This window comes from Kitasatospora sp. NPDC059160, assembly GCF_042755465.1.
GTDB lineage: Bacteria > Actinomycetota > Actinomycetes > Streptomycetales > Streptomycetaceae > Kitasatospora.
Genome location: NZ_JBHZCN010000017.1, coordinates 14,405 through 30,211, shown reverse-complemented (window position 1 = coordinate 30,211; position 15,807 = coordinate 14,405). Strand labels below are relative to the sequence as shown.

Sequence of the window (15,807 nt, the reverse complement as noted above, 5' to 3'; positions counted from 1 at the left end):
GGACGAATCATCGGATCCGGGCACCCGCCCCGACCAGCTCCACCACCGCGTCCGCACACCCCCAGCTCAGTGTCACGCCCGCGCCGCCGTGCCCGTAGTTGTGCACGATCCGGAGCCCGGCCGCCGCCTCCCCGCCCACCGCTTCCCCATCGGCCGACTCCTCGACCGCCAGCCGCACCCCGCCCCTGCGGTCGGGCCGCAGGCCGACCGGGCAGCCGATGAGTTCGGCTCCGCGCAGCTCGGGGACGTGCACCGCGCACCGGGCCAGGATCGCCTCGGCCGCCGCCCGGTCGCCGCGGAGGTCCCAGCTGCCCTCCTCGAAGGTGCCGCCGAGGACGACGTCCCGGCTGCGCGGGTGGACGTAGGTGTACCCGGCCGGTTCGTCCTGGATCCGCAGCGAGGCCCGCAGACCGGGGTTGCGCACCAGGGCGAGCTGTCCCCGCACCGGCCGCACCGCGTCGTCGCCGCACAGCAGCCGGGCGCCGAGGCCGGCCGCGTTGACCACCACGGGCGCCCAGGCGCCGGCCTGCCGGAGGGTGTCGAGCCGCCGGTGGAGCACCTTGCCGCCGCCCTCGCGGAAGCGGCCGAGCAGCCAGGGCAGGTAGCGCGGCATCTCGACCGTGGGGGCGGTGAACCGCCAGCCGTCCGCGTAGGCCGGGGCGAGGTCGGCCGGCTCCAGTCGGCGCAGGTCGGGGACGCCGGCGCCCCACCAGGGGGTGCCGCCGTCCTGATGCCGGAGCGCGGGCATCCAGGTGTCGCGCAGGACGACGCCGGGCACGCCGGCCCGGGCCTGCCGGGCGAGTTCGGCGTAGGTGGCGGCCGACCAGGCGGCCACCTGCCCGCCCGCCTCCACACCCACCGGGTACCAGACGGCTGCGGCCACGGCCGAGACCGTGGACAGCAGCCCGTCCGCCGTCACCACCCCGACCCGCAGGCCCCGCTCCTGGAGGCGCAGGGCCGTGGTGAGCCCGATGATCCCGCTGCCGATCACGACCACGTCCAGGCCCACGCCCAGGTCCGCATCCGCATCCACGCCCGTACCAACACCCGTACCAACACCCACACCCACGGTGCCCCCCCCTCCCACCGACTCCCCGCCGGCCGATCCGGCCGCGGCGTCCGGACTCCAGGAAAGCGGGGCGGGCGGCGAGGCGTCCAAGACCGGTTGCGTCCTCCGGCGATAAGGCGCCCTTATCGCCGCCGGTGGGCGGTGCGCGGGCCCGGCGCCGGTCCACCGCGGCGGGCCTATCATCGCCCGGTGGACCTCCGTCGCATGCGTTACTTCGCGGTCCTGGCCGAGGAGTTGAACTTCACCCGGGCCGCCCGCCGACTGCGGGTGGCCCAGCCCGCACTGAGCCAGCAGATCAAGGCACTGGAGCGGCAGCTCGGCGTGCAGCTGGTCGAACGCACCAGCAGGGGCTGCACGTTGACCCCGATCGGCGGCGCGGTCGCCGAGGAGGCCCGGCAGCTGCTGCACCGGGTGGCCGAGGCCGACCGGCGGATCGCGGCGGTGGCCCGGGGGCAGCAGGGCAGCCTGCGGGTGGCGTACACCCGCTCGGCCCGCGGCGGCGTCTCGGACACCCTGATGGGCGAGTTCCGCAGTCGCTACCCCCGGGTGGACGTCGCCCTGCAGACCGGCTGGACCGCCCTCAACGTCGACGAGCTGCTCGCCGGGCGGCTGGACGCGGCCTTCGTCCGTCCGCCGCTGGACGTCCCCGAGCTGGCCTGCCGGGTCATCGCCGAGGAGGAACTGCTGCTCGCGGTGCCGAGCGGCCACCCGCTCGCCCGGGGCCGCGGCCGGCTCGACCGGGGCGCGATCCGGGACGAGCCGGTGGTGCTGTGGCCGCGCGACAACGGGCCCGGGATGCACGCGTCGATCACCGGCCAGCTCTGGCCCGACCGGCCGCCCCGGATCGTCCGCGAGGAGCCGGACGACGAGCAGCTGCTGCTCGCGGTGGCGGCGGGCCACGGCATCGCGCCGATCCCGGAGGGCCGGGCCCGGGTCTTCCGGATCCCCGGTGTCAGCCTGCGCCGCCTGGCCCGCCCGGCGCCGACGGTCTCACTGGGCCTGGCCCACAACCCCCGGACGGCCTCCCCGGCGGTCCAGCTGCTGCTCGCCATGGCCCCACGGCTCGGCGCCACAGCGGCTTCCCCGCCTGGCAGTTGAGACCGCCGGGCCCACCCCCGTACGCACGCGCACGAGCCCGTGGGCACGCGCGCGAGCGGCCGAGGTGGGCCCGGCGGGGTGGGCGGCCGTCAGCCGATGGTCGAGCCGGTGACGGGCTCGGACAGCTCGACGGTCCTGCCGTTCAGCCCGGCCTTGACGAACTGCCAGGTGAGGCCGCTGATCACGCCCTTGTCGAGCGGGGCCAGCTTGGCGAAGGCGGGCTGGCTGAGGTCGATGTGAGTGGAGTCGCAGGACGGACACTGGTCCTTCACCGGGACGGTGATGGCTTGCCCTGGTACGTGACCTTGACCGAGATGCCCTTGCACACCGGGTCGTTGTTGGGGTTCGCGGTGGTCCACCAGGTGTGCGAGACGGCGACCAGCATCTGGTTGGAGGCGTTGATCTGGGTGCCGCAGGCGCCGTAGCCCGCGTCGGTGTAGTACGTGGCCTTGCCGGTCATCGGCTTGTTGATCGGTATCGCGGCGCTGGCGGAGCCGGCCGTCAGGGCGATGAGGGCGGCGGCGGCGAGCGGGGCGCCCGCGAGGATCCTGAGGTTCTTGCCGATGGCGCGCATGGTTCGTTCCCTCCGGTTCGACGATCCCGGGAAAGGTCATGGGCATGACAGCAAGAAGTCACCGAGGCCACAGTGCAGTTCGGCGACCGATCCGACGATCCGATGCCCACCCGGTGAAAGGAACGTATGCGCCCGTCCTCGGCATGGTCCAGACCTCCCCGGTGTTGCCATGAACACAAGGCAAGGATCTTTACCAATGCGGCCGAAGGGGCGAAGATGCGTGACCGCTCCACCACACAGGGTGTTGACAGGCCGTCACGACCGCCCGCCCCGGAGGCCCGCCCCCATGCGCACCGCCCTCGCCGCCCTGCTCCTCGGCGCCGCCCTGACCCCGGCCCTCGCCGCACCGGCCCTCGCCGCCCCCTCGCCCGCCGCCGCACCCGCGACCCGCGAGGTGAACCAGGGCTACAGCATCCCGGTCGGCGGCGTGACCGACCTCGGCGCACTGCCCGTCCTCGGCAGCCTCGGACTGGACTTCGCCCACCTGCTCGGACAGTGACGGGCGGTCACCACCGCCCCGCACCCGGGCAGCACCCGACCCCGACAGCCGCACTCCCGCCATCGGACCGCCACCCCGCCGCCCGGTCACCCTGCTGCCCGGCACCCCCGAGCTGGAACGCTACCGCTCCTCCCGGCTGATCTCCCTCCGCTCCTTCACCGCCGTACGACCGGAGACGGTCGCCCGGGCCCTGCGCGAGGCGGCGGCCGCCTTCGAGTGACCGCCCCCCCAGTGACGGCCTTCCAATGACCGCCGCTGCGCGAGCGGCCCCGATTTGCCGAAGATCACGGACCGGGCCCGCCCGCCCGCGTTAGGCTCGCTCCGCGCGGCCCGCCGCCCGCGCTCGCCGACCCAGGGGGGAACGCATGATCGGGGACCTGCTGCCGGACGTCGTGGTGACCGAGGTGGCCTACGACGACCCGCCCGAGGCCCGGCTGGAGCCCGCCGAGGAGGCCGCCGTCGCCCGCGCCGTGGACAAGCGCCGCCGCGAGTTCACCACCGTCCGCCACTGCGCCCGCACCGCGCTGGCCCGCCTCGGCGTCCCGTACCGCCCGCTCGTCCCGGGCCTGCGCGGGGCGCCGAGCTGGCCGGACGGCGTGATCGGCAGCCTCACCCACTGCGACGGCTTCCGCGCGGCCGCCGTCACCCGGGCCGGCACCCTGGCCTCGGTGGGCATCGACGCCGAGCCGGCACTGCCGCTCCCCGAGGGCGTGCTGGACTCCGTCGCCCTGCCGGTCGAGCAGGAACGGCTGGCGAAGCTCGCCGCCGAACACCCGGACACGCCGTGGGACCGCATCCTGTTCAGCGCCAAGGAGTCGGTCTACAAGGCCTGGTTCCCGCTCACCCGGCTGTGGCTGGACTTCCACGAGGCCGAGCTCGACCTCTCCCCCGACGGCACCTTCACCGCCCGGCTGCTGGTCCCCGGCCCGGTGGTCGGCGGCCGCCGCCTGGACGGCTTCGAGGGCCGCTGGGCGGTGCGCGACGGCCTGCTCGCCACCGCGATCGCCGTCCACCCGTAACCGGCCGCCACCCGGCGGTTCGCCGCCCGGGCATATCCTCGTCCCCGTGACGGTGACCTATGTGCTCGACGGCGGGAAGATCGGCAACCTGGAGGACTTCTGGGCGGAGGTCGGTCGGAAGATCGGCGCCGACGGCTACTTCGGCCGCAACCTGGACGCCTTCGCCGACTGCCTCAGCGGCGGCTTCGGCACGCCGGACGACGACGACTACGTCATCGAGTGGCGCGACCACGAGGCCTCCCGCCGCGCCCTCGGCTACCCGGAGACAGCCCGCCAGCTGGAGCGGCAGCTCCCCCGGGTCCACCCCACCAACCGCGCGCAGGTCGCGGCCGAGCTGGCCGCCGCCCGGGCGGGCAAGGGCCCGACGGTCTTCGACTGGCTGGTCGACATCATCGAGGAGCAGCACCCGGGCGGCCTCCGCCTGGCCTGACCCTCGGGCTCACAGCACGTCGGACAACCGGACGAACCTCCGCCCCGCCGCCAGCAGCCCCGGCAGCGCCGCCGCCACCCCGCGGGCGGTGCCGTGGCCGGGCTGGTTCATGTGCCCGATGACGATCGCCCCCGGCGGCGCCGACGCCACCTCCTGCCGCACCTCAGCGGCCGGGAGGGTCGCCCCGCCGTCAGCGTTCACGGTGAACCCGGCGATCCGTTCGCCCAGGTCGGCGACCACCCGGACGGCGACGTCGTCGTAGTACGCGGTGCCGGAGCGGAAGAACCGCGGCGGGTGCCCGAGCAGCTCGGTCAGCTTGTGGGCGTTGCCCGCCACCTCGTCGTACACCTCGCCGACCCCGCCCGTGCCGGCGATCCCCTCGGCCGAACGGCCGGTCACGGAGAGCGGGCGGTGCACGGTGCCGTGGTTGCCGATCTCGAACAGCGGGTCGGCGGCGAGCTGTTCGAAGGTGCGCGGATTGGCGTCGATCCAGCGGGCGTTCAGGAACAGCGTGGCCGGGACCTCGTGGGCGCGCAGGAAGTCGATCAGCTCGGCGTCGTAGCGGCTCCCGCCGGGCCCCCCGCAGGCGTCGAAGGTGAGCGCCGTGGCCTGCTGACCCTCCGGCAGCCCGGTGACCACCCCGGGGAGGTCCAGGCCCCAGGCGGTCGGCGCCACGGCCGCGTAGCGCTGGACCAGCTCGGCCCGGCCCGGCTCCCGGGGGGTCGCGGCAGCGGAGGGTGCGGCCGACGCCGTGCCCGCGGGACTCCCCGAGGGCGCCGCCGAAGGGCTCGGCGTAGAGGTCGCCGAAGGACTCGGCGAAGAGGTCCCCGCCGGAGTCCCCGTCGAGCCGACGGCCGCCCTGCCCCCCTCCGCGCCGCGCCCCGACCCGCACCCCGCCAGCGCACCGCCGCCCACCACCGCCGCCAGCAGCGTCCGCCGACTCAGTGCCACGCCTGCCTCCCGACCGCCCCGTCGTCACCTTCCGTACGAACCACCACATGACTATGAACCGGTCATCCGTCACTCCCCGCAACTCGCCCCGCCCTGGCCGGGCCCCTCTTTCACCGGCCCGCCCCACCCCGGTGGGTCCCGCCTCACCCCGGGTTCACCCCCGGGGGTAGGCGAACGGACGGACCAGCCCACCCCAGCCCGGAGGCCCCGATGCCCGCCGACCCCACACCTCCCGCCGACCCGACACCCCCCGCCCGGCCCGCGCACCCCGCCGCTCCCCCGCACCCCGCCCGCCGCGACCTGCTCCGCACCGGCCTCGCCACCGGCGCCGCCACCGCCCTCGGCCTGGCCGCCACGACCGGTGCCGCGGGCACCGCCTCGGCCGCCCCGAACCGCGACACGAACCAGGACGCGGACCGGACCGACCGCACCCTCACCCTCACCGGCCACCTCCCCACCGGCTGCCCCGACTTCGTCTACCTCCCGCTCGAAGTCCCCGAGGGCGTCCGCGAGATCGCCGTCTCCTACGGCTACGACAAGCCGCCGGTCCCGGCCGGCACCCCCGGCAACTCCTGCGACATCGGCATCTTCGACGAGCGCGGCACCGACCTCGGCGGCGACGGCTTCCGCGGCTGGTCCGGCGGCTTCCGCACCGAGTTCGCGCTCGCCCGCGGCTCCGCCACCCCCGGCTACCTCCCCGGCCCGATCAACCCGGGCACCTGGCACCTCGTCCTGGGCCCGTACCAGGTCGCCCCGCAGGGCCTGGAGTACCACGTCGAGGTGACCCTCCGGTTCGGCGAGCCGGGGCCGGAGTTCACCCCGCACTACCCGCCGGAGCGGGCCCGCGGCCGCGGCCGGGCCTGGTACCGGGGCGACTGCCACCTGCACACCGTGCACTCCGACGGCCGCCGCCTGCCCGAGGAGGTGGCCGCCGGGGCCCGCGCCGCGGGCCTGGACTTCATCGTCTCCACCGACCACAACACCAGCTCCTCGCACGCCGTCTGGGGTCCGCTGGCCGGCCCGGACCTGCTGATCGTGCCCGGCGAGGAGGTCACCACCCGCAACGGCCACTGGCTGGCCCTGGGCCTGGAGGCCGGCCAGTTCGTCGACTGGCGCTACCGCTCGCGCGACGAGGAGTTCCCGCGCTTCGTCCGCCAGGTCCACCGCTCCGGCGGCCTGGTGGTGCCCGCGCACCCGTACTGCCCGTACGTCGCCTGCCAGTGGAAGTTCGGCTACGAGCAGGCCGACGCCGTCGAGGTGTGGAACGGGCCGTGGACCTACGACGACGAGTCGGCCGTCGACACCTGGGACTCCGAGCTCGCGGTGGCCCTGCGGGGCGGCCGCTCCTGGCGGCCCGCGATGGGCAACAGCGACGCCCACAGCGCGCCCCAGGTCATCGGCCTGCCGCACAACGTCGTCCTCGCCGAGGACCTCACCCGCGACGCCGTCCTCGACGGGCTGCGCGCCGGGCGCAGCTGGCTGGCCGAGTCCGCCGCCGTCCGGCTCGACCTCACCGCCACCGGCCACGGCCGCCGGGCGGCCATCGGTGAGGAGCTGACCGTCCCGGCCGACGCCCCGGTGGACGTCCGGCTCGCCGTCTCCGGCGTGCCCGGCGGCACCGTCCGGCTGATCACCGACGAGGGGCAGCTGCACCAGGAGTCGCTGCCCGCCGACGGCTCCGGCACGGTCGTCTGGCGCACCACGGCCTCGCTGGCCGCCTACGTCCGCGCCGAGGTCCGCCACCCGAGGGCGGACGGGACGCCCGGCAAGGGCAACGCGATGGGTCCGGACCTGCCGTGGGGGCCGATGGCGGCCCTCACCAACCCGATCGTGCTGCGCGCCGAGGAGCGCTGAACGGGTCCGGCGACCCGCCCACCGGCCGGGAGGGGGACGACTCGGGGCACCCGTTTGGACTAGGTTGATCCCCGAAACGCATCAGTCGTAGGGACGAGGCGGTCGGCTGTCCGTATCCGGGGCGACCGGCTCCTCCGCACGCCCACCGTCTCGCCCCGGCTGCCCGTCCGTACCCGTCCCGTCCCCGGCCCGCGAAGGGATCAGCAGCTGTGAACCGTACGACCGTAGGTGGGCCGGAGCTCGGGGGCGGCCGGGGCGCCGGAGGCGTCCTCGTCCTCGTCGACCCCGCCGGGGCCGCCGATCCCGCCGGGGCCGCCGGTGGAGCAGGGGGCGGCAGCCCGGTCGCGGGGCTGCTCGTCCAGGAGCTGCGCCCGAGCGTCCACCTGCGGACGGACGACTTCCTCCGGGTCATCCGCAACGGCCAGGTCCCGCCGCAGCTGCCCGGGGCCGACCGGCAGCAGGCCACCGCGCTCGCGGCCACCGCCCAGGCCGCCTTCGCCTACGCCACCGGCGGCTACCAGGTCGTCGTCGAATGCGCCGACGCCCCGGCGGCCCTGGACACCTTCCGCCGCGAGAGCCGCACCACCGGCGCGGCCCTGCACTACGTCGTCCTCACCGGCGCGGCCCCCGCCACCCCGCACGAGCTGGACACCACCGACCTCACGCCGGAGACCACCGCCAAGTCGGTGCTGGCGGCCCTCACCGCCCGCACCCACCTGCTCGGCTGGTAGCCCGCCACCCCGGCCCCAGGCCCCTACGCCCCCAGGGCCTACGCCCCGACCGTGCCGTCGATGGCCTCCCGCAGGAAGTCCGCGTGCCCGTTGTGCCGGGCGTACTCGTGGATCAGGTGCAGCATCACCAGCCGCAGCGACACCTCGGCCCCCCACCGCGCCTGGTAGCCGGTGACGTCCAGCGAGGGCGCCGCCAGCTCGATCCGGCGCGAGTGCTCGACCTCGGCCCGCCAGGCGGCGAAGGCCTCGGCACGGGTGGCCCCGGTCGGGTCGTAGGCCACCTGGTAGTCCCCGTCGGGGGACCAGACCAGCGGGACGTCCTCGCCGTCGATCACCCGGCGGAACCAGGTACGCTCCACCTCGGCCATGTGCCGCACCAGCCCGAGCAGGCTCAGCTCGGACGGCGGACTGGAGCGCTGCCGCAGCTGTTCGTCGGTCAGGCCCTCGCACTTCATGGCGAGGGTCGCCCGGTGGAAGTCCAGGAACTCGCGCAGCATCTGGCGCTCGCCACCGGTCAACGAGGGTACGGGTCGGTCGTCGGTGCTCATGCGGGGTCGTGCTCCTCGTGCTCTGGCCCTGGGGCGTGTCCGGTGGATCGGGCCGGTCCGGTCGGCCACCGGCGGACTGTAGCGAACCCGCACCCCCGTCGGACACCGGGTTTCCACGCCCCGTCAACCCCGAACCCGCCCCGTCACGTACCGTGTTCGGACCACCACAGGTTTGGGTACGTACCTCGGCGCGCCCGACCGCCGGGCGCCCACGAGCAGGAGACCCGACGGCCCATGGACCACAACCACATCCCCCCGACAGTGCGCCGCACCTACGGTGCCGACGACCTCAGCACCGCGCCGTCCTTCGCGGGCGGATTCATCAACTTCGGTGACTGGCACGGCATCGACCTGACCGCCCCGTCCGCCGAGGACCGGGTGCACAGCCAGGAGCAGCTCTACCGCCGGGTGCTGAACGCCTTCCCGGAGCCACGCGGACAGCTGCGCCTGGCGGAGGTCGGCTGCGGCCGCGGCCTCGGTACGGCGCTCGCGCTACGGGAGTTCCGCTTCGCCTCCGTCACCGGTGTCGACATCCACCCCGACCAGATCGAACGCGCCCGCGCCGTCAACGCCCGCGCCCTGGCCACCTACCCCGACCGGCTCGCCTACACCCTCGGCTCCGCCGCCCAACTCCCCTTCGCCGACGCCACCCTGGACGGCGTCTACTCCGTCGAGGCCGCCCAGCACTTCCGCGAACTCGGCGGTTTCGCCCGCGAAGCCGCCCGGGTCCTGCGCCCCGGCGGCCGTCTGGTCGTCACCACCTTCTTCGCCGCCCCCGGCCCCGAGATCGCCGAACGCCTCAAGATCCTCCTCGCCAGCTTCGCCGACGGACTCGACGTCGCCCACACCCTCGACGGCTTCACCGGCGACCTCACCGACGCCGGCTTCACCGACGTCGGCACCGAGTCCATCGGCCCCGACGTCTGGCCCGGCCTCGACCGCTACCTCGCCGACACCGTCCCCAACGACCACTGGACCCGCAACTTCCTCCCCGCCTGGCGCCACGGCCTCCTCGACTACCACCTCCTCACCGCCACCCGCACCTGACCCGCCCCCACCGCCCACCAACCCCGGGCCTGCCCGCACCCCCCGCGGACAGGCCCGGGGCAGGACACACCCCACAGCTCCGGGGGCCCCTGCCTCCCAGCGGTCGACAGCGCCCCGGCCGGTCTGCCATTCGGGTGAAAAGCTCCGGGTTGGCCGGGCGCGGATGGACAGCCGGTCCATCGCTGTCAGAATCTCATTTTCCTTGAACTCCATCCGATACACGCGGTGCCGCCCAGGAGCTGGAGCAGAACGTGCGATTCATCCGACCACGCAGCATTCCAGGTCAGGCGACCGGCACAATGGCGGGGCATTTTCCGTGGACGCTGATGTACCACTCCGTGGCGATCGCACGCGACGACCCCTATATGATCACCGTTTCCCCCGCGCGCTTTCGTCGCCAGCTGCGCTGGTTGTCCTCGTGGGGCCTGCGCGGGGTGGCGGTGGAAACCCTGCTGCGCTGCCATCGGGAGGGCACCGCGCGGGGGTTGGTCGGGCTCAGTTTCGACGACGGGTACCGCGACTTCACCGAGGAGGTCATGCCCGCACTGGTGGAGTACGGCTTCACCGCGACGGTCTACGTGGTGGCCGGCCGACTGGGCGGGTACAACGACTGGGACCAACTGGGCCCGCGCAAACCGCTGATGACGGCACTCCAGGTCCGTGAGGTCGTCGCCGCCGGACTGGAGATCGGCTCGCACGGATTGACGCACCAGCGCCTGGCGGGCCTCGGCGCCCGGGATCTGGCGGCCCAGGTCACCGGCAGCCGCCGTGCGCTGGAAGACCTCACGGGGCAGGAGGTCGCGGGGTTCTGCTACCCCTACGGCTCGCTCGACGCCGCTGCCGTGGCGGCGGTGGCGGGAGCCGGCTACAGCTACGGGTGCGCGGTCAGCCCCGGAGCCCACGGCGGGCGGTACGCGATTCCCCGTGCCTACATCGGCGACCGGGACGGGCCGCTGCGCATGATCGCCAAGCTGGCGCGCGACCGCTGGCAGCGCTGACAACTCACTTCTGACAACGCACAGTTGACGGCCCACGGGTGTCCGCGGAGCCGGAGCTCGCGACGCGATCAGGAATCGGCGGCGCCGGGCTCCAGCCGCAGCCAGGACTCGTGCCAGAGCAGTGCGCACTGGCGGTCGCAGCCGTTGGCCACCGGCTCGCCGCCGCAGCGGAGGCCCCGGAGGATGAACCACCTTCCTCCGGCGGGCCGTTGCCACCACGCGAGCGACCGGTGGCGCAGCTCGAAGGCTCCGTGGCGGGTGCCGACGTGGCGTTCCATGCCGGGCTGGAAGGGCACGCCGTCCAGACGGCCGTCGGCCCCGAGGGTCGCGCTGATCTCCGCGAGACTCCGCACGGTGGCCCATCGCGTGGCCGGCCGGGCGGGCGGGAGCGGCGCGGAGGCCGGCTCCAGCCATGCGTCGCGGAACAGCAGGGCGCAGTCCAGTCCGCAGCCCTGGGTGCCGTCGGCGCCGTGACAGGTGGCGCCGGCCAGGGTGACGGTGTCCGCCAGGCGCCGCATGCGGTAGTGGTCGTCCACCATGCGCCGCACGACGCGCTCGACGCGGTGGACCCCACCGCAGAACGACCATTGGCTACGGGTGAACCAGAGCCCTCGATGCCGGTCCTCGGCGTCGAGGGTGGCACGCACCGCCGCCTCGTCCTTCACCCGGACCCAGTCCCCCACGGAGAAGCGGGAGGGCCGGCCGGGTGCGGGAAGACCGCTCCGGCTCTCGCGCAGGTCCTCGAAGGCGAGCCGGGCGCGGCGGACGACACCGAGCGGGGGGAGGTCGCACAGGGGGAGGTTCTTGTACTGGCACCGCTCCGCCGCCGTTCCGCAGCGCATCCCCGCGGCGCCGTCGAACCATGATGTCTCTGCGGTCATCTGCGCTTTCCCGTCGGGTCGGAAATATTGACACAGGGTAGCGCGACGCGGCCTTTCCGGACGGACTCACCGAGCCTGCTCGAGGGCATTCCCAGCAAATGATACTAGTCATATCGACGATATCCCCGAGAATGTCTTCCTCACCCTCAGAACCCTTTGTCCAAGGCGTCCGATGCGTCCGAGGCGATCGTGAGGTCGGCCGCACTCCGGGTGTCGAATGCGCGCGGGGAGCGATCGGATCCGCCGTTCCTCTAAGGTCGCGGCATGTCGACTCCGACTTTCTCCACACGCGGCCTGGTGCTGACGGTGTCGGCGCTCGGGGTACTCGCGGGAACGGATTTGCTCAGCAGGTCGGCGCATTCCGCCGCCCTCGCGATTTTCGCGCCCGCCCTGGAGTCATCGGTGCTCCAGGCCGTCCCGTGGGCGGCCTTCGTCCTCCATCTGGCATCGATCGCCGTGCGGACGGTGCTGGAGCCGCGGCGGGACCTCGCCGCCGGTTGCGGACGGCTGCTCACGGGCACGGCGGTCAGCTGCCTGGCGGCCGTCGTGGTCCTCGGGGGCGTCGCCCGGCTGCGCAGGGCACGCCGCCGGGCGCCGGGGCCGACGGTGGGTCCGGTGCGGCGCGGGGTGCTCCGACCGCCCGGCCGGGTGGGGGACCTGGCCGTGACGGTTCGGCGGGTGTCGACGGCCGAGCCCGGCCAGGACCGGGGCGTGCTGTGCGAGGTGCTGGAGACGCCGTTCGGGGTCCGGATGGTGATGGGCGATGTCCGGGGTGGCGGCCGGCCGGCGGCGGTGCGGGTGATCGCCAGGGTGGCCGGGGAGATCCGGGAGGCCGCACAGTACGAGCCGTCCCTGGCCGGGGGGGCGGCCAGGGCGGAGTCGTGCGTGTCCGGGGCGGTGGCGGCCGGTGTGCTCGTGACGGCCGTGTTCGCGGAGTTCTCCGGCGCGGCGGAGGTGCTGCTCCTGTCGTACAGGCATGCGCCGTTGCCGCTGGTCGCCCACGACGACGGCGTGCGGACCGTGGCGTGCGAGCCGGGCCCGCCCGTGGGCCTGGCCGAACTGGCCCTGGGCGAGCCGCTCTTGCGTCAGGAGCCCTTCGTCCTGGGGCAGACCCTGGTGGTGTGCTCCGACGGTGTCGCCGAGGCCCGGGGATGCGGGGGCGCGGGCCCCCGCTCGCGGAACGCCTGGCGCGACTCACCGGAACAGGCGGGTGGCGGGCGGGCGGGACGGAGGAGCGCGCGGACCTGCTGTGTGCGGATCTGACGGCCTTCACCGGGAGGGAGTCGGACGGTGCCGCCGTGGTCCTCCTGGTGGAACGGGTACGGTCCGCCGACGGGTAGCCGCGTCGACGGGCCGCCGGCTCGTCAGCCCTGGAGGCGGGCCGCCGTGTCGCGGATGTCGGGGAGTCGCTGGTACAGGGCGTCACCGGGGCATTCGGTGGCGAAGCCGTCGCGGTGGCCGGAGATGGAGGCGAAGTCGACGACGGTGCCCTTGGGGTAGAGGCTGCCGTCCGAGCCGGAGGTGAGCTGGGCCGATCCGTCGGCCTTCCACCCGCCGAGGTCGAGCTTCCAGGCGGCGATCTTGGCAATGCCGTCCTGCAGTTCCTGCGGCGGATCGTCCTTGCTGAACGTCCCGATGGCAGCAATGCCGGAGGAGTTGGTGTTGAAGCCGAGGGTGTGGGCACCGAGCACGGGCTGGTTGACGCCGCCGGCCCGGCCCTCGTAGATGGTGCCGCAGCGGTCGACCAGGAAGTTGTAGCCGATGTCCCGCCACTTGTTGGTCTGCACGTGGAACAGGTAGATGCTCCTGATCACCTTGGGCGCGTCGGAGCAGGCGTAGTCGGTGGCGGTGTCGGTGTGGTGGACGAAGGCCACCCGGGCCGAGCCGGTGTACACGAAGCCCGCTTCGCGGATGGACTCGTCCGCACCCCAGCCCTTCCGGGTGACGATGCCGGGGCGCGGAGCCGTGGGGGCCTCGGGCCCGGCCGCGTGTTCGGTGAGGGGCTGGTCATCGGCGGCCGCGGCTCCCTGGCCGGGGTCGACCAGGTCGACCCGCAGTCCGCGCGGGAGACCGGCCGGACCGGGGTGCACGTCGACCGCGACGCCGTTGCTGTGTCCGACCCACAGCGGGGCGGTGGAACCGCGCTGGGCGGAGTCGGGCCCGTCGGCACCGGTCTCCAAGGTGTGCCAGTCACCCCAGCGGCCGGTGGCGGCATCGCGGGTGCGGACTCGTACGGAGCCGCCGGCCAGGGCGGTCGGGGGGCCGTCCCAGACCACGCCGAGGAGGTCGAACGCGCGGGTGGCCCGGGGCGCGACGGCTCCGCCGGAGGTGAGGGCCACCGAGGTGACCGAGCCGCCTCCGGCGGAGGTACGCGGCGCCGGGTCGACCGAGCTGTCCGTAGCGACGGCCGGGGGCTGGAAGAGCAGGGTGGCGGTGCAGCCGGCGAGGACTGCTGCCGGGATTGAGATCCTCATGTAAGGGATGTTCAGGGCAAATCACGATCCCCGCATGTCACCGTCGGGGCCCGTGCGGTCACGGTGGGCATCCGTGGCCGGGACGGCGACGGGGCGCCGGCGCGGGCGGTGGTGCGCGGAGCGCGGGCGGCAGTCCCCCGTTCTCAGCAATTCATTGGGCCAGGCCGGTTAACTCGCGGCGGCGCATTTCGCCTCCCGATGGTAGAAGCGCGTATTCAGAAGATCCGTTTTGCGGATCATCCAGGAGCGTCATGCGAACTCGAATCACCACCCTGGTCCTGTCGGGCCTGACGTCGTCCGCCCTCCTCTGGGGCGCCGGCGGTGTGGCCCACGCCTCCCCCGCCATCGACCACAGCGTGACCGTCGACTCGTCGCAGGCCCAGGGCGAATGGGTCGACAGCATGCTGCGGCTCGCCCAGGAGAGCGGTGTCCCATCGGACGGCACCTGGAGCAGCGGGAGTAACGGCGACCTCCAGTCGATGCAGGTCGTCCGCCCGGCCCACCGCGCCGACGCCGGCGAAGGCACCGAGCCCGAGGGCATCGCCCCCGAGGGGATCACGCCCGAGGGACTCGTGCTCGACGGCCAGGCGCCGGGTTCGGCGCAACCGGACGACTCGACCAGGCCCGGCGCGCAGGGCCAGCCGATGGAAAAGGCCCCGGATTCGGCCCTGTCCGAAGGCGCCTGGGACAACGGCGGCAAGCCCTGCGACCAGGCCCCCGGCCACGAGACCCACGGCCACGTTCCCGGCCCCGGCGGCTCCGACTGCATCTGCGTGCCCGAGACTCCCGGCGCTCCCCCGCACGGCGAGCACGGCGAGCACGGCGAGCACGGGGAACACGGCGAGCACGGGGAACACGGCGAGCACGGGGAACACGGCGAGCACGGCGAGCACGGCGAGCACGGCGAGCACGGCGAGCACGGCGAGCACGGGGAACACGGGGAACACGGCGAGCACGGGGAACACGGGGAACACGGCGAGCACGGGCACGGGGAACACGGCAGCTCGGAGCAGAACCAGGGCCAGAACGGCCAGCAGAACCAGGGTCAGGGCCAGGACCAGAACCAAGGCCAGAACCAGGGCCAGGGTCAGGACCAGAACGCCCAGCAGAACCAGGGCCAGGACCAGCACGTCGCCGTGACCGTCGTCGTGCAGAACACCGTGGCCAACAATCTGAACAACAGCGCCAACAACAGCGCCACCAGCAATTCGAACAACTCCGCGCACAACAGTGCCCAGAACTCCGCGCTCAACAACCAGTCGGCCTCGCAGGCCAACAACCTCTTCAACCACCAGAGCCAGGCCAACCAGCAGTCCGCGTACAACCTGAACAAGATCAAGCTCGTCGCCAAGGAGGTGCCGTCGCACCCGCACACGCCGGCCCACCACGGCGGCGGCGAGCAGCACCACTACAACCACCACCACGGCGAGCTGGCCCAGACCGGCGCCCCGAAGACCCCGGTCCTCCTCGGCCTCTCCGCCGCGTTCCTCGCCGCCGGCGTGGGGGCCCTGCGGCTCAGCCGACGCCGTTCCTGATCGGACCCGTACGCGGGGAGGATCGACCACCCGGCACTTCGTCCATGAACAGGCCTCCGCCAGGCAGTTGACCTGGCGGAGGCCTCTTCGTGTTCGGTC

General features: G+C 73.9%; 17 protein-coding genes. 10 read left to right on the top strand and 7 right to left on the bottom strand.

Going from position 1 to position 15,807, the window contains the following annotated elements:
- Nucleotides 1-7: 7 nt before the first annotated feature.
- Nucleotides 8-1,033 (bottom strand): FAD-dependent oxidoreductase, encoded by a 1,026-nt coding sequence (locus ACFXOZ_RS09965; protein WP_380589023.1) that lies wholly within the window; start codon nucleotides 1,031-1,033, stop codon nucleotides 8-10.
- Between the two features lie 225 nt (nucleotides 1,034-1,258).
- On the opposite strand from ACFXOZ_RS09965, the gene ACFXOZ_RS09960 reads away from it, so the two are divergent.
- Nucleotides 1,259-2,167: a LysR family transcriptional regulator gene (locus tag ACFXOZ_RS09960; RefSeq protein WP_380525408.1), complete on the top strand. Its 909-nt coding sequence runs from the start codon at nucleotides 1,259-1,261 to the stop codon at nucleotides 2,165-2,167.
- Nucleotides 2,168-2,256: 89 nt separating this feature from the next.
- Here ACFXOZ_RS09960 and ACFXOZ_RS09955 read toward each other — a convergent pair whose 3' ends face one another.
- Nucleotides 2,257-2,439 (bottom strand): RlpA-like double-psi beta-barrel domain-containing protein, encoded by a 183-nt coding sequence (locus tag ACFXOZ_RS09955; RefSeq protein ID WP_380589020.1) that lies wholly within the window; start codon nucleotides 2,437-2,439, stop codon nucleotides 2,257-2,259.
- Complete coding sequence (locus tag ACFXOZ_RS09950; protein ID WP_380589017.1) at nucleotides 2,436-2,741, bottom strand: hypothetical protein; 306 nt, start codon at nucleotides 2,739-2,741, stop codon at nucleotides 2,436-2,438. The genes ACFXOZ_RS09955 and ACFXOZ_RS09950 overlap by 4 nt, the downstream gene beginning before the upstream one ends.
- A 286-nt stretch (nucleotides 2,742-3,027) precedes the next feature.
- Here ACFXOZ_RS09950 and ACFXOZ_RS09945 point away from each other — a divergent pair, with 286 nt between their 5' ends.
- The 3 genes from ACFXOZ_RS09945 (at nucleotide 3,028) to ACFXOZ_RS09935 (ending at nucleotide 4,689) form a co-directional block, all read left to right on the top strand.
- Nucleotides 3,028-3,240 carry a hypothetical protein gene (locus ACFXOZ_RS09945; protein WP_380589014.1) on the top strand — a complete coding sequence of 71 codons (213 nt, stop codon included), beginning with the start codon at nucleotides 3,028-3,030 and terminating at the stop codon, nucleotides 3,238-3,240.
- A 365-nt stretch (nucleotides 3,241-3,605) separates the two neighbouring features.
- Nucleotides 3,606-4,259, top strand: coding sequence for a 4'-phosphopantetheinyl transferase (locus ACFXOZ_RS09940; protein ID WP_375894844.1), 654 nt, complete (start codon nucleotides 3,606-3,608; stop codon nucleotides 4,257-4,259).
- 46 nt (nucleotides 4,260-4,305) lie between these two features.
- The gene (locus ACFXOZ_RS09935) at nucleotides 4,306-4,689 is read left to right on the top strand and encodes a barstar family protein (RefSeq protein WP_380589011.1); all 384 of its coding nucleotides are present in this window, start codon (nucleotides 4,306-4,308) and stop codon (nucleotides 4,687-4,689) included.
- A 9-nt stretch (nucleotides 4,690-4,698) separates the two neighbouring features.
- On the opposite strand, the gene ACFXOZ_RS09930 is transcribed toward ACFXOZ_RS09935, so the two are convergent.
- Nucleotides 4,699-5,364, bottom strand: coding sequence for a polysaccharide deacetylase family protein (locus tag ACFXOZ_RS09930; protein ID WP_375894848.1), 666 nt, complete (start codon nucleotides 5,362-5,364; stop codon nucleotides 4,699-4,701).
- A 486-nt stretch (nucleotides 5,365-5,850) separates the two neighbouring features.
- Here ACFXOZ_RS09930 and ACFXOZ_RS09925 point away from each other — a divergent pair, with 486 nt between their 5' ends.
- Together ACFXOZ_RS09925 and ACFXOZ_RS09920 are read left to right on the top strand one after the other, a co-directional pair.
- Nucleotides 5,851-7,494, top strand: a complete 1,644-nt coding sequence (locus tag ACFXOZ_RS09925) for a CehA/McbA family metallohydrolase (RefSeq protein ID WP_380525411.1) — start codon at nucleotides 5,851-5,853, stop codon at nucleotides 7,492-7,494.
- 209 nt (nucleotides 7,495-7,703) lie between these two features.
- Nucleotides 7,704-8,225, top strand: a complete 522-nt coding sequence (locus ACFXOZ_RS09920; RefSeq protein ID WP_380525412.1) for a hypothetical protein — start codon at nucleotides 7,704-7,706, stop codon at nucleotides 8,223-8,225.
- Between the two features lie 38 nt (nucleotides 8,226-8,263).
- Here the strand turns inward: ACFXOZ_RS09920 and ACFXOZ_RS09915 are convergent, their stop codons facing one another.
- On the bottom strand, nucleotides 8,264-8,773 hold the full coding sequence (locus tag ACFXOZ_RS09915) for a DinB family protein (protein ID WP_380525413.1): 510 nt from the start codon (nucleotides 8,771-8,773) through the stop codon (nucleotides 8,264-8,266).
- A gap of 234 nt (nucleotides 8,774-9,007) precedes the next feature.
- Here ACFXOZ_RS09915 and ACFXOZ_RS09910 point away from each other — a divergent pair, with 234 nt between their 5' ends.
- Nucleotides 9,008-9,820 carry a class I SAM-dependent methyltransferase gene (locus ACFXOZ_RS09910; protein ID WP_380589009.1) on the top strand — a complete coding sequence of 271 codons (813 nt, stop codon included), beginning with the start codon at nucleotides 9,008-9,010 and terminating at the stop codon, nucleotides 9,818-9,820.
- Nucleotides 9,821-10,185: 365 nt separating this feature from the next.
- Nucleotides 10,186-10,818, top strand: a complete 633-nt coding sequence (locus ACFXOZ_RS09905; RefSeq protein ID WP_380525415.1) for a polysaccharide deacetylase family protein — start codon at nucleotides 10,186-10,188, stop codon at nucleotides 10,816-10,818.
- 68 nt (nucleotides 10,819-10,886) lie between these two features.
- On the opposite strand, the gene ACFXOZ_RS09900 is transcribed toward ACFXOZ_RS09905, so the two are convergent.
- On the bottom strand, nucleotides 10,887-11,699 hold the full coding sequence (locus ACFXOZ_RS09900) for a hypothetical protein (protein WP_380589006.1): 813 nt from the start codon (nucleotides 11,697-11,699) through the stop codon (nucleotides 10,887-10,889).
- A gap of 264 nt (nucleotides 11,700-11,963) precedes the next feature.
- Between ACFXOZ_RS09900 and ACFXOZ_RS09895 the strand changes: the two genes are divergently transcribed.
- The gene (locus tag ACFXOZ_RS09895) at nucleotides 11,964-12,962 is read left to right on the top strand and encodes a SpoIIE family protein phosphatase (RefSeq protein WP_380589003.1); all 999 of its coding nucleotides are present in this window, start codon (nucleotides 11,964-11,966) and stop codon (nucleotides 12,960-12,962) included.
- A gap of 101 nt (nucleotides 12,963-13,063) precedes the next feature.
- Here ACFXOZ_RS09895 and ACFXOZ_RS09890 read toward each other — a convergent pair whose 3' ends face one another.
- Nucleotides 13,064-14,173, bottom strand: a complete 1,110-nt coding sequence (locus ACFXOZ_RS09890) for a peptidoglycan recognition protein (protein WP_380589000.1) — start codon at nucleotides 14,171-14,173, stop codon at nucleotides 13,064-13,066.
- Between the two features lie 251 nt (nucleotides 14,174-14,424).
- Between ACFXOZ_RS09890 and ACFXOZ_RS09885 the strand changes: the two genes are divergently transcribed.
- Nucleotides 14,425-15,708 carry a hypothetical protein gene (locus ACFXOZ_RS09885; RefSeq protein WP_380588997.1) on the top strand — a complete coding sequence of 428 codons (1,284 nt, stop codon included), beginning with the start codon at nucleotides 14,425-14,427 and terminating at the stop codon, nucleotides 15,706-15,708.
- Nucleotides 15,709-15,807: the final 99 nt, after the last annotated feature.